22 protein-coding genes and 2 pseudogenes are annotated in these 21,697 nt (G+C 72.2%); 3 read left to right on the top strand and 21 right to left on the bottom strand.

What is annotated here, in order from left to right:
• Positions 1 to 7: 7 nt before the first annotated feature.
• Positions 8 to 2,284 (top strand): DUF6571 family protein, encoded by a 2,277-nt coding sequence (locus tag BX286_RS23490; protein WP_187344182.1) that lies wholly within the window; start codon positions 8 to 10, stop codon positions 2,282 to 2,284.
• A gap of 5 nt (positions 2,285 to 2,289) precedes the next feature.
• Complete coding sequence (locus BX286_RS23485; protein WP_121016250.1) at positions 2,290 to 3,327, top strand: hypothetical protein; 1,038 nt, start codon at positions 2,290 to 2,292, stop codon at positions 3,325 to 3,327.
• Between the two features lie 14 nt (positions 3,328 to 3,341).
• Here the strand turns inward: BX286_RS23485 and BX286_RS23480 are convergent, their stop codons facing one another.
• The 21 genes and pseudogenes from BX286_RS23480 to BX286_RS23380 form a co-directional block, all read right to left on the bottom strand.
• Positions 3,342 to 4,067 (bottom strand): YafY family protein, encoded by a 726-nt coding sequence (locus BX286_RS23480; RefSeq protein ID WP_121016248.1) that lies wholly within the window; start codon positions 4,065 to 4,067, stop codon positions 3,342 to 3,344.
• A gap of 10 nt (positions 4,068 to 4,077) precedes the next feature.
• Positions 4,078 to 5,118 carry an alpha/beta hydrolase gene (locus BX286_RS23475; protein ID WP_121016246.1) on the bottom strand — a complete coding sequence of 347 codons (1,041 nt, stop codon included), beginning with the start codon at positions 5,116 to 5,118 and terminating at the stop codon, positions 4,078 to 4,080.
• A gap of 59 nt (positions 5,119 to 5,177) precedes the next feature.
• Positions 5,178 to 5,729 (bottom strand): annotated as a pseudogene (gene cpt / locus BX286_RS23470) (chloramphenicol phosphotransferase CPT).
• 111 nt (positions 5,730 to 5,840) lie between these two features.
• Positions 5,841 to 6,233: pseudogene (locus tag BX286_RS23465) on the bottom strand (GNAT family N-acetyltransferase); the annotation flags it as partial.
• 58 nt (positions 6,234 to 6,291) lie between these two features.
• Positions 6,292 to 6,669 carry a hypothetical protein gene (locus BX286_RS23460; protein ID WP_237293074.1) on the bottom strand — a complete coding sequence of 126 codons (378 nt, stop codon included), beginning with the start codon at positions 6,667 to 6,669 and terminating at the stop codon, positions 6,292 to 6,294.
• Complete coding sequence (locus BX286_RS23455; RefSeq protein ID WP_237293073.1) at positions 6,666 to 7,169, bottom strand: DUF6232 family protein; 504 nt, start codon at positions 7,167 to 7,169, stop codon at positions 6,666 to 6,668. The genes BX286_RS23460 and BX286_RS23455 overlap by 4 nt, the downstream gene beginning before the upstream one ends.
• Before the next feature lie 231 nt (positions 7,170 to 7,400).
• Complete coding sequence (locus BX286_RS23450) at positions 7,401 to 8,360, bottom strand: aminoglycoside phosphotransferase family protein (protein WP_121016244.1); 960 nt, start codon at positions 8,358 to 8,360, stop codon at positions 7,401 to 7,403.
• Positions 8,361 to 8,396: 36 nt separating this feature from the next.
• Complete coding sequence (locus BX286_RS23445; protein WP_100862969.1) at positions 8,397 to 9,038, bottom strand: OmpA family protein; 642 nt, start codon at positions 9,036 to 9,038, stop codon at positions 8,397 to 8,399.
• 4 nt (positions 9,039 to 9,042) lie between these two features.
• Complete coding sequence (locus BX286_RS23440; protein ID WP_315974757.1) at positions 9,043 to 9,588, bottom strand: hypothetical protein; 546 nt, start codon at positions 9,586 to 9,588, stop codon at positions 9,043 to 9,045.
• A 75-nt stretch (positions 9,589 to 9,663) separates the two neighbouring features.
• Positions 9,664 to 10,317, bottom strand: a complete 654-nt coding sequence (locus BX286_RS23435) for a pilus assembly protein TadG-related protein (protein ID WP_100862971.1) — start codon at positions 10,315 to 10,317, stop codon at positions 9,664 to 9,666.
• On the bottom strand, positions 10,314 to 10,514 hold the full coding sequence (locus BX286_RS23430) for a hypothetical protein (RefSeq protein WP_100862972.1): 201 nt from the start codon (positions 10,512 to 10,514) through the stop codon (positions 10,314 to 10,316). Before BX286_RS23430 ends, BX286_RS23435 begins: the two co-directional genes overlap by 4 nt.
• A 110-nt stretch (positions 10,515 to 10,624) precedes the next feature.
• On the bottom strand, positions 10,625 to 11,311 hold the full coding sequence (locus BX286_RS23425; RefSeq protein WP_121016241.1) for a response regulator transcription factor: 687 nt from the start codon (positions 11,309 to 11,311) through the stop codon (positions 10,625 to 10,627).
• Positions 11,311 to 12,456, bottom strand: a complete 1,146-nt coding sequence (locus BX286_RS23420; RefSeq protein ID WP_121016239.1) for a sensor histidine kinase — start codon at positions 12,454 to 12,456, stop codon at positions 11,311 to 11,313. The genes BX286_RS23425 and BX286_RS23420 overlap by 1 nt, the downstream gene beginning before the upstream one ends.
• 1 nt (position 12,457) lies before the next feature.
• Positions 12,458 to 13,348 (bottom strand): DUF5936 domain-containing protein, encoded by an 891-nt coding sequence (locus BX286_RS23415; protein WP_079431920.1) that lies wholly within the window; start codon positions 13,346 to 13,348, stop codon positions 12,458 to 12,460.
• A 30-nt stretch (positions 13,349 to 13,378) separates the two neighbouring features.
• Positions 13,379 to 14,317, bottom strand: coding sequence for a type II secretion system F family protein (locus BX286_RS23410; RefSeq protein WP_121016238.1), 939 nt, complete (start codon positions 14,315 to 14,317; stop codon positions 13,379 to 13,381).
• Positions 14,314 to 15,660, bottom strand: coding sequence for a CpaF family protein (locus BX286_RS23405; protein ID WP_100862975.1), 1,347 nt, complete (start codon positions 15,658 to 15,660; stop codon positions 14,314 to 14,316). Before BX286_RS23405 ends, BX286_RS23410 begins: the two co-directional genes overlap by 4 nt.
• On the bottom strand, positions 15,657 to 16,193 hold the full coding sequence (locus BX286_RS23400; protein ID WP_121016236.1) for a TadE/TadG family type IV pilus assembly protein: 537 nt from the start codon (positions 16,191 to 16,193) through the stop codon (positions 15,657 to 15,659). The genes BX286_RS23405 and BX286_RS23400 overlap by 4 nt, the downstream gene beginning before the upstream one ends.
• Before the next feature lies 1 nt (position 16,194).
• Entirely contained in the window at positions 16,195 to 16,566 is a 372-nt protein-coding gene (locus BX286_RS23395; protein WP_079429519.1) for a TadE/TadG family type IV pilus assembly protein, read from the bottom strand.
• Between the two features lie 3 nt (positions 16,567 to 16,569).
• Complete coding sequence (locus BX286_RS23390) at positions 16,570 to 17,844, bottom strand: AAA family ATPase (protein ID WP_121016234.1); 1,275 nt, start codon at positions 17,842 to 17,844, stop codon at positions 16,570 to 16,572.
• 7 nt (positions 17,845 to 17,851) lie between these two features.
• A complete protein-coding gene (gene cpaB, locus BX286_RS23385; protein ID WP_121016232.1) occupies positions 17,852 to 18,553 on the bottom strand; it encodes a Flp pilus assembly protein CpaB in 702 nt (233 codons plus the stop codon).
• Between the two features lie 39 nt (positions 18,554 to 18,592).
• Positions 18,593 to 19,483, bottom strand: a complete 891-nt coding sequence (locus BX286_RS23380) for a hypothetical protein (protein WP_187344181.1) — start codon at positions 19,481 to 19,483, stop codon at positions 18,593 to 18,595.
• A 394-nt stretch (positions 19,484 to 19,877) separates the two neighbouring features.
• On the opposite strand from BX286_RS23380, the gene BX286_RS23375 reads away from it, so the two are divergent.
• Positions 19,878 to 21,575: a chitinase gene (locus BX286_RS23375; RefSeq protein ID WP_121016231.1), complete on the top strand. Its 1,698-nt coding sequence runs from the start codon at positions 19,878 to 19,880 to the stop codon at positions 21,573 to 21,575.
• Positions 21,576 to 21,697 lie beyond the last annotated feature (122 nt).

The raw sequence follows: 21,697 nt of genomic DNA, 5'->3' as shown, positions 1-21,697 counted from the left end.
GGCCGGCATGCTGACGTACCACCAGGTGCTGACGACCGACCTGACCCAGCTGACCACAGCCGCCGACAAATGGGACGCCATGGCGGAGGAGCTGAAGAAGGTCGAGGGCCGCTACGGCGACAGCGTCCAGAAGATCACCATGGGCCCCGACTGGCTCGGCGCCAGCGCCCTCGTCGCCCACGACAGCTTCACCGGTACCCGCTACGAATACTCCGCCGCGCAGATCCAGGCCAAGGCGATCGCCGGCCTGTTGCGCGACGCCCACGAGCAGTTCACCGACCTGAGGAACAGGGTCGAGAGCGCCCGGGACAAGGCGGTCCAGGCAGGCATGACCGTCTCGGAGGGGGGCCAGGTCGCCTTCGACTTCTCCAGGCTCACCCCCGCCGAGCGCAGCGCCTACCACCACGACCCGGACGGCGAGGCCTCCATACGCAAGGCCGTCACCGAATGGCAGCAGCGCATCGACGACGGGGTGAAGGCCGTCTCGGAGGCCGACCAGGGCGTCAAGATCGCCCTCGACGCGGTGGTGGTCGACAGCAACAAGGACGCTTTCGGCGGCGACCAGACCTCCCACGGCTTCAACGCCGACGCCCAAGGGGACATCGAGGTCTACGAGGCCCGCAACGCCCAGTCCATCGCCACCCGCATCAACAGCGGCGGGAACGTTTCCGCGGCCGAGTACGCCGAGCTGGACCGTTCCTTCCGCGACAACGCCAAGAGCCAGGAGTTCAGCCAGACCTTCCTCAACGGAATGGGCGCGGAGAACACCCTGAAGCTCGCGAACAAGCTGAACGACCACGCGTACGGCGACGACAAGGGCAACAAGCAGCGCTACCTGGACGTGGAGAAGGGCCTCGCGAACTCCCTGTCGAACGCGATGCAGGACCCCAGGTCCGCGTTCTACCAGGACTTCAGGACGCAGCTGAAGCACACCGGTGCGCAGCAGTTCGATCTGAAGCAGATCGGCGACAGCCCTCAGATCGGCACAGGCCACGGGCAGAAGGTTCGCGGCTACCAGAGCCTGGTCACCCTCATGCAAAACGGTGATGGCTACTCGGCACCGTTCATGCGCGATCTGGCCGACGACATCCGCACGGCCGAGGACAAGAAGCGCGGCGGCAACCCGGACGTCTGGGATCTGACGAGTGACTTCAGCGGCAGGAACAAGGGTTGGTTCGCCAATGACCCGCTCGACGGGCTGCTCGGCATCATGTCCAAGGACCCGGCGGCCGCCGCCTCCTATCTCGACCCGGGACCGGACGGAAAGAACGACAATCTCCCCTACCTGCTGAAGGACCGCGACTGGAACCACGTCGACACCACGACCTGGACGGGCAACATCGAGCGCACGGGCAGCGACACCTTCGACAAGGACGTCCGCGCGGGGCTGGGACTCGCCCTGGAAGCGGCCACGACGGGCCATCCCGCCGCTTCTCCCGGCACCGAGCTCGGCCGGCACTCCGAGGCCGAGGCCCGGATCATGCACGACACGGTCAACCTGCTCGACTACGGCGACGCCAACGGAAAGGACGACAAAGGCCACTTGAAGGGCCAGGCCGACAATGTCCTGAAGAGCGCCGAGTACGCGAACCTACGCGGCCCGCTCGCCCGCGCCCTGTCCTCGTACTCCCCCGACATCGTGGACATCATCGCGGGCGACGGGCCCGGCGGCCTGGTCGGCGCACACGACGCACGCGCGGACGGTGACCACTCCCAGATCCAGAACAGCAGGAGCAGCCTCCTCCGCGTCCTGCGCGGCGCGTCCGAGGATCCGGAGAACTACTTCCTCCTGCACGAGTCCGAGCGGCGCTACATGGCGGAGCAGATCACCACGGAGAACCTGTCCGACCCCGAGGCGGTCAAGAACCGCGCGGCGAAGATCGGTGAGGTCAACGGCGCGATCAATGCGATCGGCGGCGATGTCCACCTGAGCGAACGCGACCTGAAGGTGAGCACCAGCACCGACCAGCGCGTGTACGGGTACCACGTCATCGGCGGAGCCGTCACCGGCCTTCCGGTCGTCGGTGACCTGGCCCAACGCGTCGTCGACGGATGCTGGAACGAATGGCTCAAGGGAGTCACTGCCGAGGAGGGCCTGCTCGCCCGCGAACGGATCAGCTCCGGGAACGACAGCGCCCAGCAGGACCTCAACCAGTTCTTCAAGAGCTGGGGCGACAAGGCCCAGCAGCCGAACACCATGGTCGAGGCCGCTCAGCGGGAAGCCCGGCAGAGCTACACCAGCGGCCGGGAGAGCGCCTACGACGCCCTGCGAGACCGAAAGTGACGCCCATGTCCGATCACACCCCGCGAAGGCGCCGGCGACCGCTGTTCGCCGCGCTGGCCGGGGCCTTGGCTCTGACGGCCGGCGCCGGGCTGCTCCTCCGGTCGGACACCGACGTGCTCGGCCAGGACCGCTTCTGCAAGGGCGCCCTCGACTCCGCCGAGGCAAGAGCGGCGCTCGCCGGACCCGGGCGGCTGGAGCAGGGCCACGGCTACGATGCCCGGGATCCGTACTACTCCTTCTCGTGCACCGTCCAGCGCGCCGACGGGCTGCTCGGCGCGGGACGGCCGCGGATGACGGCCGAACTTTCCTTCGACGAAGCCGACTTCGCCTTCTCGGGGTCGCCGCTGTGGAAGAACGCCTCGGCCGGCTCCTACTTCGTGGGCGGAGCAACCGGGGCGGCCTCCGGGACGCAGGCCTGGGTGCTGCTGCCCAGCGGTTGCACCTACGAACTCCGGCCGGGCCTCCGGCACAGCCAGGTACCCGTACTCAAGCTCGCCATGACCAGGGGCAGGGGGGAGCCCGTCGCGCTGGCGAAGGTCGCCATGAGCGCGGCGCGGCACGTCGCGGAGGGCCTGGGCTGCCAGGACACCGGCATGCTCAACACCCCCGCGCGCCTTCAGGGGCCGGTCGACGCCGACGATCCGGCGAACACCTGCGAGGTGCCCGGCTTCAGGTTGCCGCAGGCCGCTCTCCTCCCGGGGAAGGCGGAGCAGGGCCCCTCCCGGGTCACCGGCCGCGGCTCGCGGACCCGGGCGTGCGAGGTGCAGCTGCGCGGCCCCGGTGAGCCCCGGATCACCCTGACGGTCAGCGACGACCCCGTGCTGGCCCGGGGGGTCCGCCGCGACACGACGGCCACGGCCGACAACAGGCGGACCGTGGTCGCCTGCCCCTCCGGGGACCTGTACGTCGGCATGAGCCACAACGACGCCTACGGAGAGCTGCTCCTGGACAAGGGGGTCGACGCGTCCGGCAGGGCGCTCTCCGCGATCTTCGACGCCTTCTACCAGGCCGTGCTACGGGACCGCGGGTGCAGAACCGGCTGACAATACGACGCCCTTCATCTCACGGAACCAGAGGCGCGCGGACTCCCGTCCAGCGCGGCCGGCGGGGTCGCGGTGGCGGCCGCCGAGCCGCGGAGGAGGGTGGTCAGGTCGTGGGGGCGGGCCGGTTCGTCGGTCGGGGTGGCTTCCGTGATGCGGTCCAGGCGGAAGCCGCGGCCCGCCCGGCGGGTGCGGCACCAGGCGATGAGGTACCAGTGGCCCCCGGCGGTGAGCAGGCCGGCCGGTTCCACGGCGCGTTCGCTGGCGCGGCCGGTCGCGTCGGCGTACGAGAGCCGTAGGGCGGTGCCGTCGGTGAGGGCCCGTTCCACCGCGTCGCGGACCGTCCGCCGCGTCCGGGACGGGAGGGCGACGATCCGGTCGGCGAGGGTTTCGGCCGCCGCGGCGGCGGGGCCGGTCATCGAGGCGAGGAGCTTCTGGTACGCCGTACGGGCGGCGGCCGCGTAGGGGGTTCCCGCGGTGGCGAGCGCGGCGGCCAGGGCCGCGGCCTCGTCGGCGGTGAAGTGGACGGGGGGCAGGGTCATCGCCGGGTCGACCGTCCAGCCGCCGCCCCGCCCGAGGGTGGTGCGGACGGGGACGCCGGAGTCCATCAGTACCTGGAGGTCGCGCTGCACCGTCCGCGTACTGACCTCGAACCGGGCGGCGAGGGCGGCGACCGGACGGGGGCGGGGCGCCGCGGCGCGCAGCTCCTCCACCAGGGCGTAGAGGCGGGTGGTGCGGTCCATGGGGCCGACGCTACCGGGGTGTGGTGGCGGCCAGGAACTCCCGTTCGCGCGCGAGCTCCCGTTCGGTGATGGTGAGGGGGAAGAGGGTGAACCCGTGCATCGCGCCTGCCACGACACCGAGTTGGACGGGCGCGCCCGCTGCCTGCCAGCGCCGGGCGAGGAAGAGGGAGTCGTCCAGGAGCGGGTCCTGCGTGCCGACGACGATACGGGCGGGCGGCAGGCCGGTCAGGTCGGCGTAGAGCGGCGAGAGCTGGGGGTCGCGGCGCTGCTGCGGGTCGGTGCCGGGCGAGAAGAGCTCGTAACTGCCGTGGAGGGATTCGGTGTTGCTGAGGAGCGGGCGGGGGCCGAAGGAGCGCTGGCTCGGGGTCATGGAGAGGTCGTAGGGGCCGTAGAGGAGGTGTGCGGCGCGGAAGGCCCCGGAGATGCCGTGGCGGTCGCGGAGGCGCAGCAGGGTCAGGACGGCGAGGTGGGCGCCGGCGGACTCGCCGCCGATGAGGAGGCGGTCGGTCCCGAACTCGGCGGCGGCGTGCGCGACGAGCCAGCGGGCGACGGCCTCGCAGTCGTCGGGCCCGGCGGGGAAGGGGTGTTCGGGTGCGAGCCGGTAGTCCACGCTCACCACGGCGAGCCGGGCCTCTTCAGCGATCCGCCGGAGCCGCTCGTCCTGACCGTCGGCGGAGCCGAAGGACCAGCCGCCGCCGTGGATGTGCAGATACACCCCGCGGGCCCGGCCGCCGCCGTCCGGGTTCGCGCCCGCGCCCGCGCCCGGCATGAAGGTCCGCACCCGTACCCCGCCCGCGACCGTACGGTCCCGCCCCTGGGGCAGCCGCACGGGCGGCGCGTCCCCCGCGAGCCGGTTGCGGCGCAGGAGGGCGAGGAGGGCCGCGTCCGGGGCGGCCCCGCGGGCGGGGCGGCTCGCCGCTTCGACCTCGAAACGCGCATTGAAGGCGAGGGTCTCGGCGAGGCAGTCCTCGTCGGTGAGGGGGAGGGTCGCGGTCGGATTCGAGGCCTTCGTCGTCTTCGTCTTCGTCGTCTTCGTCTTCGTCTTCGTCATGCGTCGAGGTTCGCAATGGTGCGCGACAGCCCCGTGTCACCCTTTTCAGGTGACCCGCGTCACACATCACGCGGCTCCTGGGCGTGCGTGTCCCGGATGTGCGCGGCGATGGTGCGGGCGCAGGTCAGGGATTCGGTGTGGGTCGTGTCGACCTCCAGGTCGTAGGCCACGCCCCGGTGGACCGTCTCGGCCTGGGCCGCGGCCATCCCCGAGGGGCGGTCGCCGCGGGCGATCTCGCGGGCGGCGGCGACCTCGGCGTCGCAGCGGATGCCGACCCACAGGACGTCCAGCCCTTCCAGGGCCTTCCGCCAGCGCTGCTGGGACTCCGGGCCGCCGAGGAAGACGTCGTCCACGACGATCCGGGCCCCGGCGCGGGCCATGGCGGCGATCCCGTCGGCCCAGGCGACGTCGAGGGTGCGGAACGCCTCGCCGACGACGACCTCGCCGCCCTCGGCGAAGCCGATCCCCGCCTCCGACGCCCGGAGGGAGGGCGGCATGGCGTCGACCAGCGTGTCCACGCCGAGGGCCAGCCAAGGGCCGGGCAGGACGGCCTACAGGCACCGCACGATCCCGGACTTGCCGGAGCTGGAACCACCGTTGAGGACGATCACCCGGGTGTCGGGCGTCGCGGCGGCGACGGGCGGGGCGGTCGTCAGGAAGCGCAGTTCGGGGCGTTCCCAGGTGACCTTCGGCGGCGAAGGGGCGACCGTTCCGACGCGCTCGGCGCCCAGACGCCGGTAGAACGCCTCGGCCGGCGGGTGCGACACGACCCGCACGTGTGCGAGGCCCGCCCTCCGCGCCCGGTCGAGCATGTGCTCCACGAGCAGCCGCCCGACCCCGGCCCCCTGCGTCGCGTCGGCCACGAAGGCCAGGTCGAGTTCGGCCTGTTCCGGCAGGAGGGCGTAGAAGCCCAGGACCGAGCCGCCGCCGTCGCCCTCGCCGGGCGGCCTGACGGCGGCGAAGACCTCGTGCCGGTCGATGTAGTCGGCCGTCACCCGGTACCCGGCGATGATCGTGGCGTACTGACCCGAGTAGGCGCCCGACTGCTGCACGAGTGCGGTGAGGGCCTCGGCGTCATGTGCGGTGGCGCGCCTGATCGTTATGGACTGTGACATGCGCCGGAGTATAGGGGTCCTATGACCATGTGACCATTACATTTCGAGGGGTGCGCAGTCAGCCGCCGAGGAGGGCGAGGAGCCTGTTCACCGCTTCCGCCGCGGGCTGGCCCACCGCGCCGACGGCGGCCGCGATCTGGGCGAGGCGGGCCAGGACGAGGCCGCGCTGGGGGAGGGCCGCGGGGTCCGAGGTGAGCGCGGGCAGGGCCTGTTCGACGGCCCGGTCCTGGTCGGGCGTGAGGTGGGGGCGCAGCTCCCCGAGGAGGCGGACCAGTTCCTCGACGGTGGCACGGAGTTCGGTGTCGTGGGCGGTCGGGTCGCCGATGGTGCCGTAGTTGATGCCGACGTTGCCCTGGCCGTCGTTCATGTTGACCACGGGGGCGTAGTAGTTGGTGTTCGTGCTGGTGTTCGCGTTGGTGGTCGGAGTGTCACTCACAGCCTGATCCCCGTGTTCCCGCTGCCGCCGTTCATGTTGACGACGGGGCCGAAGTGGTTCGTGTTGCTGCTGTTGAACTGGTTGACGATCGCGGTGAATTCGGCCTCCGGGTGGTTGATGGCGTACACGACCTGCCCGGCGATCTTCCGCAGCTCTTCCATGTTCGGCAGGGTCACGACCACCGCGGAGCCGCCGGCCATCTCGATGGCCAGTACCGGCCTGGCGGGGGCGAACAGGGCCCGGAAGGCGGCGATGACGAGGGTGCCCAGGACGAGCACCGGCAGGGTGGTTTCGAACCCCATCGTGCGCAGGTCGCCCCCGCCGGCGTATGCGGCGCTGCCGTAGACCAGGAGGGCGACGGTGCCGGCCGTCCACATCAGCGTGCGGAGGAAGATCGCGCCCCGCCTGGGCTTGAGCCGGAAGGCGTCGACCCAGGTGATGTTGTGCAGCGGGATGGCCGCCGTGCCCACCCGCAGCATCCGGCCGCTGACCCGGATCACCAGCCGGCGCCCTTCCCGGGCCGGGGACTCCTCCGGCGGACGGGGCCGGGAGGGCGTGGGGGGTGGTGACTGCGGTGGCGGTGGCGGTGGTGGTGGTCCTCCGGCGCTTCCTGTGGAGTCCATGCGCTCCCCCGTGGTGTCGCGAACCCGACCCTCAGATGGCTGGAACACCATTAAGCGCTCGCGCGGGGGCGGGGAGGCAGACGAGATACAGCCAATTCGGCGTGCGGATCAGGGGCGGGGACGGGGACGGGGGCCGCGTTCGGTGAGCAGTGCCGCCAGGGCGTCGGCGAACCGGGTGAGCCGGTCCAGGCGCGGCCCGCTGCGGGCGATGCGGAAGCCGTGGCGGCGTCCCCAGAGCGCCGCCTGGACGGCGTGGTACTGCGCCCAGCGCTGCACGCGCTCGCGGTCGAGTTCCGCGGACTCGGCGAACACGTCCAGGATCCGGTGCACGGCCTTGCGCGGGTCGTCGGCTTCGATGAGCGTGAGCGCGCGCGACTTCAGCAGGGTGCCGCCGTCGTACGCGGGGTCGCCCGCGTAGCCCTTGGGGTCCACGGCCAGCCACGGCTCGCGGTCGGCGCGCAGGATGTTCCCGGCGTGGAGGTCGCCGTGGACGAGGGTGTCCGGCTGGGCGGGGCCCAGTTCCCGGACGGTGGCCACGGCGGCGTCCAGCACCCCGGGCGGCAGGGCGTGCGGGAGCTCGGCGGCGTCCGCGCGCAGCTGCTCCTCCCAGGCGCCGGCCTGCTCGCGCAGCCGGGGCAGGCCGGGCGGGGCGGGGACGGCGAGGCGGTGGTTGAGGCGGCCGGCGACCGTGACGAGCTCGTCGCCGTCCTCGACGTCCGCCAGGGTCGACGGGCGGGCCCGCTCCAGCAGCATCGCGAACCGGGCGTCGTCACGTTCCAGCAGGTGGACGGCGCCGCGGCCGCGCCAGGCGGTGAAGGCGTCGGGTTCGTGGACGTTGCCCGGGTGCGGGAACGACACCTTGAGGACGGCCGGGCCGGCGGGCTGCCGGCGCCGCTGTACGGGGACGACGACGCCGACGCCGCCGTGGGTGACCTCGCCGTCGGGGGCGCAGTCCCAGCGCGCGAGCAGTTCCTCCACGATCCCGGGGAGCCGGGCGAGCCATTCGGCTCCGGGGTCGCCCTCGCGGGCGATGGTGCCCCGGGCGAAGGCCTGCGGCGGTTCGATCATCCCCCTACGGTAGCGCCGGGCTCGATGGGCGCGCCGTTATCCGGCTGCGCCGCGGGGGAAGGTGATCTCGACGCGGCGGTTCTTCTTGCGGCCTTCCTCGGTGCTGTTGTCGGCGATCGGGTAGTCCTCGCTGTAGCCGCGGACGTCGTAGGTGACGCCGGGGTTGGTGACGGTCTTGGCCAGTTCCGCCTGGACGGCGTCGGCGCGCTGCTTGGAGAGTTCCTTGCCGTGTTCGTAGCTGCCCTGGTCGTCGGTGAAGCCGAAGACCCGGATGCGGGTGGCTTTCTGGGTGTTGATCTCCTGCGCGATGGCCTGGATGCGGGCGGCGGCCTGGGCGTTGAAGACGGCGCTGTTCTCGGGGAAGAGGACCTCGGACTGGAGGGCCATCATGACGTTCTGGTTGGTCTCCTGCCGGCGCTGCTCGCCGCCGAGGTCTTCGACGACTTCGGCGATGTCGAGGACCTTGATGGGGGCGAGGGTGCCGCCCTGGGGGATCTTGAGACCCGGGGCGTTGGAGTCGATGGGCACGGGTGCGGCGGGGGAGGGTTCGGTGCCGGGGGGTACGGAGGGTTTGGGGTCGTCGGCGTGGGCGCTCGTCGCGCCGAGGAGGTGGGCTCCGGCGATGACGAGGCCGACGACGGCTGTCGCGGCGGAGACGCGGCGGGGGCGTTTGGTCATGGGGTCACCCGGAGATCTTGACGGTGGCCGTGGCGAAGGTGGGGAGGCTGAACTCCACCTCGGTGGTGCCGGCGGGGGGTGCGGGGAACTGGGCGAAGAAGGGCACTGACTGGCCGGCCTCGATGATGGCGAGGCCGGTGGTGCACAGACACCTGCCGTCGGTGTCCCGGAGGACGTAATAGCGCTTCTTCCCGACCTTGTCGACCAAAGTGACGCCGGCAACGGATACGCCACTGGAGTTGAGCTCGTTCCCGCGCCATGGCGCGGTGTTGACGTAGGGGGCGCTCCCTGTGTTCTTCAACTGGCCCTCAACAGTCAGGAATCCGCCTGCGTCGCGAGCCGCTTTGTTGATCAGCAGGGTCATGCCGGCCTCGCCGTTGACGGTGGCGAGCACCTCCGTCGGCGTGGGCTGCGGCGCGTTGCTCGGGGCCTGGGACTTGGGGGCACCGCCCTGGGACTTCACCGACGACGGATCCTGGGCAGCCTTGGGCTTGTCGTCGCTGCCCGCGCCGCAACCCGCCACCGCGATCGCCAGAACGACCGCAGCCACGGCAGCCACTCCTCCGCGAGCCTTCGCCGAGTGCCGAGTCCTCATCTATGCAGCTTCCTTAATCTCGCGTGCTGGTCAGTCGACCAGTCGAACCGTGAAGAGCGCCCTTGCCAGATTGCGCAGCGGACCCGGCTTCCCCAGATCCAGGTTGAGCAGGTGGCCGTCACAGACGAACGTGACGCTTCCCGGCTCGGGCGAAGTGCTCGGGCTTGGACTCGACGTCGGGTCGGGCGTTTGGCCTGAGGGAGTGGGCGCTTGGCTCGGGGCCGACCGTAGCGAGCACCGGGGCCTGATGCGCGCCTTCGCGGTGGCCTTGCCGTGGACGTTCTCGGTGCCCGGCACAACGGATTGTCCGACCGTTCCCTTCGTCGTCACCGTCACAGTGACCTGCGGGATGGCTGCCGCACACTGCGCAACGGCGTCGTTCAAGGCAGCGAACTCCTCAGCTTTTGCGCACGCTCCTTGCCCGGTGAGGAGGTCGCCCGCGACAAGCCTTTCCCAATCGGCAGGCTTGAGCCCGAGAAGGTCGACGTCCAGAAGGGCGTTGTCCCTGGCCTCGCCGGCCGCCGCCAGGGCAGCCGCGTCAGCAGCGCCCTGCGCGTTGCTGCGGGTCACTCCTGCCTGCCCGACGACAAAGAATGCCAGAGCAGCGAAAAGCAGCCCGACCACCATGACGATGTAAATCGGGAAGGCCTGACCCCGGTCGTCGCTGAAGCCGGGCCGCCTCACTTCCCTGCAGTGATGCTGGCGACCGCACCCGTGATCTTGGTGGTGATGGCCTGCCCGATGCCCGTCCCCACGATCGCGCCGATGATCACCACGACCACCAGGATGATCCCCAGGTACTCGAACGCCGTCTGCCCGCGGTCGCGGCCGGGCCTGGTCTCGTAGCGCATCCGCAGCCGCGCCAGGGTGCTCTGCTTCATCACGGGAACCTCCGGGTCCGGTGCCGCTGTCGATTTGCGGACCGTACGGGGAGTGAGCGGTCGTCACCAAGGGTCCCGGGGCCCAATTACGGACCCACTGCGCACCGCGTCTACCCACGTCCACTCACCCCCGGGCGGGCGGTTCCCAGCCAGTGGGCTATCGCTTCGCTGCGGCTCGTGCTCTGGAGCTTGGCGAAGATGCGGTTGATGTGGTTCTTCACCGTCTTCTCGCTGATGAAGCACGCCGCCGCGATCTGCTGGTTGCTCATCCCGGACGCGATCAAGTCCATGATCTCCACCTCCCTCGAACTCAAGCCGAAGAGAACGGAGTTGTGCAGCCTCTCCGGAGACTGTGCCACAGTTCGTTGCGATTGCGAAGAGGTGCGGAGGCTCGCGAGGAGGGTGTCCGCCGCCGTTGGCGTGAAGTGGGGGCGGCCCTCGCGGACGTCGTGGACCGCTCTCACCAGGTCCTCCGGCGTGAACTCGCCGTGGACCAGGTAGCCGCCCGCGCCCAGCAGGAGCGATTCCCGGACGATTTCCGGCTCCCGGCTGTACGTGAGCATCAGCACCGGCGCCAGCCGCACCAGGTGCGGCAGGGCCGAGATGCCGTCCACGCCCGGCATGCGGACGTCGAGGAGGATCAGGTCGGGGGCGTGGCGGCGGGTCAGGCTCAGGGCCTCGCGGCCGTCGGCGGCCTCGGCGGCCACCTCGATGCCGTCCGCCGCCGCCAGCAGCGCGGCCAGGCCGGCCCGTACGACCGGGTTGTCGTCGGCGATCAGGACGCGGAGGCCGGGCATCAGGGGCTCCCTTCCAGCGGGAGGGTCAGGTGGATCCGGGTCCCCCTGCTCCCGTCCGGGCGGGGGCCCAGGCGGAGGTCGGCGCCGATCGCCGCCGCGCGTTCCCGCATGCCGAGGAGCCCGTAGTGGCCCGGGGCGGCGGGGGGCGTGCCCCCGGCGGGGAGGCCGCGGCCGTCGTCGGTCACGGTGAGGGTGAGGTGGGTGGGGGTGGTCGTCGCCGTGACGGTGACCCGGGTGGCTCGCGCGTGGCGGCGGGCGTTCTCCAGGGCTTCCGAGGCGATGGACAGGAGGTGGCGGGCCACGGGGGCGGGGAGCGCGGGGAGGGGGGCCGGGGCGTGGACCGTCGTGCCGGGGCCGGCCAGGCGGTGGAGGGCCGGGAGGAGGGGGACGGGCGGGAGGGGCTCGCGGAGGTCCGTGAGGAGGGCGCGGGACTCCGTCACCGCGCGGCGGGCCGCCACCGCCAGGAGGGCGGACTGGACGCGGATGGCCGCCGGGTCCTCGGTGCGGGTCAGGGCGTCGGCCGTCAGGGCCAGGCCGTGCAGGGTCTTGGACACCGAGTCGTGCATCTCCCGGGCCAGCCGGTCGCGTTCGCCGCGGATCGCCTCCGCCACCGCCAGCTGCGCCCGCGCTTCGGTGAGCCGGATCAGGAAGTCGCGCACGGAGGAGCCCGCCGCGCCCGACAGGATGCAGAGGAGGGAGAGCGACAGGCCGCCGCCGAGCGCCGCCATCACCGCCGTCTGGGCCGCCGCGTAGACCGCCGAGCCCCGCCAGCCGTACACCAGGCCTGCGAGGAGAGGGGTGCCCAGGGCCACCAGGCCCAGCGGGGAGGCGGGGCCGGCGGTGATCAGCAGCAGGGTGCCCAGGGCCATGTCCGCGGCCAGCAGCCAGCGGTGGCGCAGGAGCAGGGGACCGCAGCGCTCCCAGTCGCGGAAGAGGGCGTACGAGAGCATGAAGGTGAACACCACCGCCCCGGACACCAGGTACGCCGGACCGCCGGGGGCGGTGTGCGACAGGGCCAGGGGGGCGCCCAGGGGGATCATCACCAGGCGCAGGGCGAAGACCTGGCGGCACAGGGACTGGAGGGCGTTCGCGCGCAGGCGCAGCGGGGAGCCGGCGGCGGGGAGGGTGGTCAGGGGCAGCGCCATGTCAGCCACCGCCCAGCAGGGCGCCGAAGTCGACGTTCGCTCCGTAGACGAACCCGCAGACCAGGAGGATCAGGGTCCCCGGGAGCATGAACATGGTGACCGCGAAGGTGGCCTTGGGGACGGCGCGGGCGGCGCGGCGGCGGGCGTTCTGGGCGTCCGTGCGGCGCATGTCCTCGGCGATGGCGATGAGGGTGTCCACGATCGGGGAGCCGAGTTCCTCGCCCTGCTGGAGGGCGGTGACGAACTGGGCGACCTGCTCGCTGTCGTTGCGGCGGCGCAGTTCGTCGAAGGCCTGGCGGCGGCTGACGCCCATGTCCATCTGCTGGAGGGTGATGCGGACCTCGTCCGCCCAGGGGCCCTCGTACTTGGCCGCGACCCGCTCCAGCGCCTGCCGGAAGCCGAGCCCGGCGCTGACGACGACCGCGAGGACGTCGAGGAAGTCGGGGAGGGTGCGCTCGATGTCGTCGCGGCGGACCCGGATCGCCGACCACAGGCCCGCCTCGATCCAGAACAGTCCGAACGCGACCATCAGGAGGGCGACGACCAGCTGGCCGTTGAGGAGCATGGCGAAGGCGCCGAGGCCGCCGAGGAAGCCGTAGACCGCGCGCCGGGCCGCGTACCGGTCGATGGTCAGGCCGGCCGGGTTGCCGGCCCGGTCGATCTGGGCGCGTTTGCGCGCCACCCGCGTGGGGCCCATCAGGCGCAGGACGAGGGGTGCCCAGCGGATGCCGAGGCGGTCGACCACCGAGCCGACGGCCGTCGTGCGGGAGGAGCCGACCTCCAGGGCGAGGGCGAGGTCGGTGGGGAGTTCCACGTCGGCGCGGTAGAGGCGGATGCCGTGGAGGATGCCGAAGACCGCGAGGCCCGTCACGGCGGCCAGGAGGAGGGGCAGGTAGGGGGTCATGGTGGCGTCGTCCTCCCGTCAGACGTCGATCTTCGACAGGCGGCGGATGAGGACGAAGCCGAGCGTGAACAGGCCGAGGGCGATCAGGACGGCGGTCTGCCCGATCAGGGCGCCGGTCATGCGGTCCAGCGCGCCCGGCATCATCATGTCGACCAGGAGGAGTGAGCCCAGGCCGATCGCCGGGACGAGGTAGGCGGTGACCGTCACCTGGGAGAGCTGCGTACGGATCTCCCGGCGCGTCTCCTTGCGCTGCTCCAGGGTCACCACCAGGTTGCGCAGGCTCCCGACGATGGCGCCGCCCGCCCGTGCCGAGAGGACCAGGGTGGAGACGAGGACGACCAGTTCCCGGGAGGGCAGCCGCTCCACGATCTCCCCGAGCGCCTCCTCGATGGAGTGACCGACCGCGAGCCGGTCCGCGACCCGGGACAGCTCCTCCCCCGCCGGGGCCTCCAGCTCCTCGGCCGCGATCCCGATGGCCGTGCGCAGGGCGAGCCCGGCCTGGGTGGCGTTCGCGAGGATCCGGGCCAGCTCCGGCAGCTGGTTGATGAACCGCTCGGTGCGGCGGGCCCGCTGCCAGTTGAGGAAGGCGTTCGCCGCCCACAGGCCGATCAGGCCGGCGACGGGGCCGAAGAAGGGCGCCAGGAGGGCGGCGGAGACCAGCCAGACGCCGGCGACCGCCATCAGCATGTACGCGAAGAACTCGCCCGGGGTGAGGTCGAGGCCGGTGGTCGCCAGCTTCACCTCGATGCGCCGGCCGAGCTTCGTCCTGCGCAGCCGCCGATCGAGGCCGGGGAAGCGGCGCCGGCGGCCGGGCGCCTCCGGGGCGCCTTCGGCGGCGAGGCGTTCGATGAGGGCGGCGCGCTGGGCGAGGCCGGCCGAGTAGGCGTGTACCCCGAGGGACATGAACAGTCCGGCCAGCAGGGTGGCGCCGAGGGTGAGGAGGACGAGGTTGGTCACAGGAGGGTCCGGGAGGTCAGCGGGTCGAAGTGGTCCTCGGGCGGGGCCACTCCGAAGGCCTGGGGGATCGGCTGGTTGTTCATGTAGAGGCGCTCCGCGATCCGGCGCGGGAGGGGGGCGTAGGCGAAGTAGCCGTGCACGCGCCCGTCGGCGGCCATGGGCTGGGCGACGTACCGGCAGACCGTGGTGATCCGGAACGGTTCGCGGCCGTGGGATTCGAGGACGGAGATCTCGGTGACGCGGCGCGAGCCGTCCCCGAAACGGGTGAGCTGGACGATGACGTTGACGGCGCTGTTGATCTGGTCCTGGAGCGCTTCGAAGGGGATCTCGACCTCCGACATGGAGGCGAGGGTCTGCAGGCGCATCAGGGCGTCCTGGGAGCTGTTGGCGTGGACGGTGGCGAGGGAGCCGTCGTGGCCGGTGGACATGGCCTGGAGCATGTCGAGGGTCTCGCCGCCGCGGACCTCGCCGACGATGATGCGGTCGGGGCGCATGCGCAGGGAGTTGCGCACGAGGTCGCGGATGGTGATCTGGCCCTTGCCCTCGACGTTCGCGGGGCGGGATTCGAGGCGGATGACGTGGGCCTGCTGGAGCTGGAGTTCGGCGGAGTCCTCGATGGTGATGACGCGCTCGCCCTCGGGGATCAGGCCGGAGAGGGCGTTGAGGAGGGTGGTCTTCCCGGTGCCGGTGGCGCCGGAGACGATCAGGTTCATCCGTGCCTGGACCAGCCCGGACAGCAGGAGGAGCATCTGCTCGTCCAGGGAGCCGAGGGCGATCATCTCCTGGAGGGTGAAGGCGCGCGGGAAGCGGCGGATGGTGAGGGTCGCGCCGGTGAGGGACAGCGGCGGGATGATGACGTTGACGCGCTCACCGCTGGGCAGGCGGGCGTCGACCATCGGGTTGGCCTCGTCCACGCGGCGGTTGACGGTGGAGACGATGCGCTCGATGGTCTGCATCAGCTGCTCGTGCGAGGCGAAGCGGATCGGCAGCTGCTCGACCCGGCCGGAGCGCTCCACGAAGATCTGGTCGGGGCCGTTGACCATGATCTCGGAGATGGACGCGTCCTCCAGGAGCGGTTCGAGCACGCCGAGGCCCAGGGCCTCGTCCACGACGCGGCGGATCAGCTGGGCGCGTTCGGCGGTGGAGAGGACGGGGCCCTCGCGGCTGATGATGTGGCCGAGGACGCGCTCCAGGCGGGCCCGGCGCTCGGCGGGGGCGAGGGCGGACATCTCGGCGAGGTCGATCTCCTCCAGCAGTTTGGCGCGGTAGGAGGAGACGAGCCGGCCGTCCTCGCGGGGGCTGTGGCGGTCGTCGGGGGTGCTGACCCGGGAACGCAGGCTCATGGGCGGGCTCCGCTCGGTCCGGACGGGGCGTCGTTGGGCATGACGGCGGTGGCCTTGGCTTCGTCGATCTTCAGTCCGGGCACGATGCTGTTGATCTTGATGGTCACGGTGGCGGTGACCGCGTCGGCGTCCTTGCTGACCGTCACGACGGGGGCGAGGCCCCCGCGGACGGCCGCCGCGCCCGCCGCCTTCCCGCCCGAGCCCTTGCGGGCCTCCACGCGGGCCGCCGTACGGGCGGCGGTGTCGGCCTGTTCGTGGACGTACGCGATCCAGCCCAGCTGGATCCCGCACAGGGCGACGAACAGCAGGATCGGGATGAAGCCGATGTACTCCAGGGCCACCTGGCCCCGGTCGTCGCGCAGGATCCGGCCGCGGCGCGGCGGCGGCCACGCGGGCCCGCCCGCGCGGGGCACGGGCGTGCCGCCAGGCTGGGCGGGCGGGGCGGCGGGCCGGGCGGGCGTGCCGGCGGGCCGGGCGGGCGGGCCGCCGGGCCGGGCGGGGCGGCCCGGTCGCTGGTGGGGGCGGCGGGGCATCTCAGTCCTCCTTCTCCACGGCCGCACCGGCCTCGCCGGTGATGGGGACGCCGATGTCCAGGCCGGGGTAGAGGACCGGGACGTTGAGTTTGACCGTCGCCTTGTAGAGGCCGCCGGACTCACCGCACTCCGCCTCCATCCCCCACGCGCCCCCGATGTGCTCGGCGGCAGCCGCCCGGCAGGCGCCGTCCCCGTGCACCGCGCCCGCCCGCGCCCCCTCGTCGGCCGCGTTCCCGGCCAGCGAGAAGGCGTACCCGATCAGGACGCACTCCCACACCGCCGCCACGAGCAGCAGGATCAGCGGGACCATGCCCACGAACTCCAGGGCCACCTGCCCCCGGTCCCGCTCCCGCTCCCCCGGCCACCGGCGCATCCGTCAGCCCTCCCGGCCGCGCCGCAGCCGCGCCACCGGCCCGGCCGCGCGGACCGCCAGGGCCGCGCCGGCGGCGGCCTGCGCGGGAACCGCCGCCCCCGACCGCGGGTCCGACAGCAGGCCCAACTCCCCGGCCAGCGCCCACAGGGCCTGCTTCACCGTGGAGCGGTTGTCCAGGTCCTGCACCCGGCCCGCGTCCACCACCCCCTGGAGCTCCTTGAAGGCGGCGGGGACGGGGGTGCGGGTGGGGCGGGTCTTGGTGATCTTCTCGATCAGCGAGGGCTGGATCTCGGTGTGCTTGCTCCAGCGGTTGACCACCATCGCGGTGTCCTCGGCCTTGCGCACCTGCAGCCGCTCCCACATCCGGACCATCCGCTTGGCCGCCCGCACGGCGACCACGTCCGGGGTGGTGACCAGTACAGCCACGTCCGCCTGCTCGACGGCGGTGGCGTTGGCGCCGGTCACCTGGGTGCCGCAGTCGACCACGACCAGCTCGTAGCGGGCGCGCAGGGCGCTGAGGACCTGGCGGGTGGCGCGTTCGTCCAGCTCCTCGCTGCGCTCCCCCTCCGCCGGGGCCAGCAGCAGCGCCAGGCCGGTGCGGTCCTCGTAGACGGCGTCCTGCAGGACGCGGGGCGAGATGTCCTGGATGCCGGCGAGGTCGGCGATGGAGCGGCGGAACTGGACGTCGAGGTAGGAGCCGACGTCCCCGGCCTGGAGGTCGAGGTCCACCAGGGCCGTGCGGCGCCCGGAGGCCGCCGCGGCGAGGGCGAACTGGACGGCGGTGAAGGTGGTGCCGACGCCGCCCTTGGCCCCGGTGACGGTGACCACCCGGCCGCCCGGCCCGGAGAAGACCTCCGCGCCCCGGCCCAGGTGGCGGCGTACGCCGGCCGACCACTGGGCGGCCGCGCCGACCCGGGCGGCGAGCTCTTCGTAGTGCAGGGGCAGGCCGACGAGGCCCCGCGCGCCGGAGTCCATGGCGGCGGAGAACACCTGGGGCCCGGCGTCCGAGGAGAGCAGGACGACGCCCACCGCCGGGAAGCGCAGGGCGACTTCGCGGACGAGTTCCAGCGCGGGGACGGGCCCGATCCGCTCGTGGACGAGGACCACCTCGGGGAGCTCGTCGACGGACTCGGCGGCGAGCCGGCCCAGGGTGTCGAGGAGGGCGGTCGAGTCGGGGACGGGCGGGGCGGGCTCGGCGTCCGGGAGCTGGCTGAGCAGGGCGACGATGGAGCGGGCGGCGTCGGCGTCGCCGGCCGCCGGGAGGATTCGAGTGGTCATCCGCGCCTCACTTGTCCCCGTCGAGGGTGTACGTGCGGTCGGTCGGGCTGGGGGCGGAGTCGGTGCCGGGGGCGACGAGGGCCAGGCGGACGTGCTCCGCGAAGGACTCCGCGTAGGCGACCCGCTGGGTGTCCTTGGTGCCCAGGGCAAAGGTGATCGGGACGGCCTCGGCGGGGCCCTTCTTGTCGCTGTCCTTGTCGAGGGCGGTGAGCTTGCCGACGCCCAGGACGCGGGCGTTGGCGACGATGATCACGGAGCGGGCGGGGTCGGAGTCCTTGGCGCCCTTGAAGGTGGCGATGATGTTGACCTTGGCACCGGAGGTGATCTTGCCGGCCACCCCGGTGGCCGCGTCGATCATGATGGCGATCTCCTGCTCCCCGGGCTGGAGCTTTGGTTGGTCGACGAACATGTCGCTCTGGAGCAGGGAGCCCTTCTTCAGGGTGGTGAGCGCGATCTTGCCCCGGAGGGCGGCGAGGTCGCTGACGGCGGTGTCCGACAGCCACCGCTTGGGGACCATGACCTCCTCGAACTGCCCGGCGCTCAGGGCGCTGTAAGGGGCGATGTCGCCCTTGACGCGGTATGCGACGACCTCGGCGCCGACCTTCGAGTTGACGTCGCCGATCACCACGAGCACCCCGGCGAACGCCGCGAGGGCGCACACGGCCGACAGGAGCAGCAGGATGACGCCGCGGCGCTGGCGTGAGTTCATGAGCCGTCTTACCTCGCCGTTCTTCGTTCGTTCGGGCGGTCAGGAGCCGGTTGCGGCGCGCGGCCGGGGGGCGGCGCCGTCCTCGGGCGGTGGGGCGGCGATCGGGGCGGCGCAGAAGCCGCAGCGGTCGCCGATGAGCTCGAAGCCGCACCAGCGGCACTGCTCGCGGCGGACCGAGGCGACGAGCTGGTAGAGGACGGAGACGTCCGGGATGGCGGCGGCGAACTCGACCAGCTTGGGGGTGGCCCACCAGCGCGCGGAGTCGGCCGGGAGCGGGTTCTCCATGACCCCCTGCACCTTCCAGGCGGGGGCCAGTTCGGCGGTGACCCAGTCGGAGGCGAGCTGGCCGCGCGCGAAGGTGAGGTGGGTGGCGAAGGCGGGGCCGGGGGGCAGGACGCCGCCGTGGGCGGGGGCCGCGGCGGCGCCGATCCTGGCCAGGTGCGGCTGGGGGTGGGCGAGTACGGCGAACTGGGCGCTCGGCGACCAGGAGCGGGCGTGGGCCTTGAGCCCGACGGGGATCCGGTCGAGTTTGGCGACGCTGCCCAGCACCGCGCCCGCGTAGATGTAGTGGGAGAGCAGCCGGGCGGCGGAGGCGAGCACTCCGGGGCTGAAGTCACTGACGGTGAGCTGGCGCAGCTGACGGGCCAGCACGGCCGTGCCCAGGGGCGGGAGGTCGATGTCGAGGAGCGCGATCCGGTCGGTCTCCAGGATGGCCCGTACGGTGTGCAGCCGGCGGACGGTGGCCGGGGGCAGCCAGGGCGGCACGAGGGCCACGAGGTGGCCGTGGCGCTCCAGCAGGGCGGTGGTCTCGGCGAGCGCGCCCTCCAGGTCGGCCTCGCCGGGAGGGCGCAGGACGGCGGCTCCCGGGGTGTGCCGGTCGGGGGCCGGCAGCACCAGATCGGCACTGGTGACAGCGATGGCGGTCGGCACGCGAATCCCCCCGTTCACCCTGTACGCGGCGGCCGTTCCCCGGGCCGTCACGTACGCGCGCGCACGCCGGGGCGTATGCGCGGTACTGCGCGACCGCAAACGCCCGGCGCGCCTTCCCCCTTGCTCCAGCACCATATCCGCGTCTCCCCTGGCCGGTCAGGGGCTTGGGGATTCCCGTGCCAGAAGCACATGTCACAGGTGACGAAAAACCCGGACAACAGGGATCCGCAGCCCGCTCATTTCAAGCCACTTCGCAAACACTCTTGACACCGGGATTGGTCTGGACCAACTTGGCTGCGCCAGCCCTTGGCCGCGGGGAACCCCACTCCCCCTCCCTCGGGACCCTTCGAACTCCCTTCCGCTCCACCCCCTTCACTCCCCCCACGGAGCCCACGTGAACCGCATACGCTCCCTCGCCCTGCCCATCGCCGCCACCCTCGCCGCCGGCGCCCTCACCGCCCTCGCGGCGGGACCGGCCCAGGCCGCCGACATCAACGTCGCCCGCAACGGAGGCTTCGAGTCGGGCCTCTCCGACTGGACCTGCTCCGGCGGCTCCGGCGCCGCCGTCCCCTCGCCCGTCTACGCCGGCTCGGGCGCCCTGCGCGCCACCCCGGCGGGCCAGGACAACGCCCAGTGCAGCCAGACCGTCACGGTCAAGCCGAATTCCACGTACACCCTCGGCGCCCAGGTGCAGGGCTCGTACGTCTATCTGGGCGCGACCGGCACCGGCACCCAGGACGTCTCCACCTGGACCCCCGGATCGGGCGGCGGCTGGCAGAAGCTGTCGACCACCTTCACCACCGGACCGAACACCACCCGGGTGACCGTCTGGACGCACGGCTGGTACGGCCAGCCGGCCTACGTCGTGGACGAGTTCAGCGTCTTCGGTCCCGACGGGGGCGGCGGCACCGACCCCGGCCCGAGCGTCCCCGGCGACCCCTCGGCGGCCACGGTTTCCGGCCAGGGCGACAGCTCGCTCACCCTTTCGTGGAACGCGGTCAGCGGGGCGAGCGGCTATTACGTCTATCAGGACGGTGCCCGCGTCCAGACGGTCACCGCCGCCTCCACGCAGATCACCGGGCTCGCCGCCGCCACCTCGTACTCCTTCCAGGTGAGCGCGTACAACGCGGCCGGCGAGGGGCCCAAGTCCCCGCCGGTCACCGGCACCACCACCGGCGGCGGGGGCAACCCCAACCCCAACCCGTCCGTGCCCCGGCACGCCCTGACGGGCTACTGGCAGAACTTCGACAACGGGGCGACCGTCCAGAAGCTCTCCGACGTCTCCGCCCAGTACGACATCATCGCCGTCTCCTTCGCCGACGCCACGACCACGCCCGGCGCGATCGCCTTCAACCTGGACTCGGCCGGCCTCGGCGGCTACACGGTCGCGCAGTTCAAGGCCGACATCGCCGCGAAGAAGGCGGCCGGCAAGTCCGTGATCCTGTCCATCGGCGGTGAGAAGGGCACGATCTCGGTCAACGACTCCGCCTCCGCGGCGAACCTGGCGAACTCGGCCTGGGCGCTGATGCAGGAGTACGGGTTCAGCGGGATCGACATCGACCTGGAGAACGGCCTCAACCCGACCTACATGACCCAGGCGCTGCGCTCCCTGGCCGCGAAGGCGGGCCCCTCGCTGGTCCTGACGATGGCCCCGCAGACCATCGACATGCAGTCCACGCAGGGCGGGTACTTCAAGACCGCCCTCGCCGTGAAGGACATCCTCACCGTCGTGAACATGCAGTACTACAACAGCGGCGCGATGAACGGCTGCGACGGCAAGGTCTACTCCCAGGGCTCGGTGGACTTCCTGACGGCGCTGGCCTGCATCCAGCTGGAGGGCGGGCTCGACCCCTCCCAGGTGGGCATCGGCGTCCCGGCCTCCCCCAGCGGCGCGGGCAGCGGCTACGTCTCGCCGACGGTCGTGAACAACGCCCTGGACTGCCTGGCGCGGGGCACGAACTGCGGGTCCTTCAAGCCGTCGAAGACCTACCCGGGGCTGCGCGGGGCGATGACCTGGTCGACGAACTGGGACGCCAAGGCGGGTAGTACCTGGTCCAACGCGGTGGGTCCGAAGGTCCACGGGCTGCCGTAGGCGGTAGGTGTGTGGGGGTGGCCGATTCGGTCCGGTGCCCAGCGCCGGGTACGTCCGGGGCTATTGACCGGGACATGCCACAAGAGCACGCTGTGCGCGTCCGCACGGCTACCCCCACACTC

The sequence above is a fragment of the Streptomyces sp. 3211.6 genome, from assembly GCF_003634815.1.
In the GTDB taxonomy this organism is placed as follows: Bacteria; Actinomycetota; Actinomycetes; order Streptomycetales; family Streptomycetaceae; genus Streptomyces; species Streptomyces katrae_A.
Note: the sequence above shows the minus strand (reverse complement) of the source record. Positions and strands in the feature narration are given on the sequence as shown.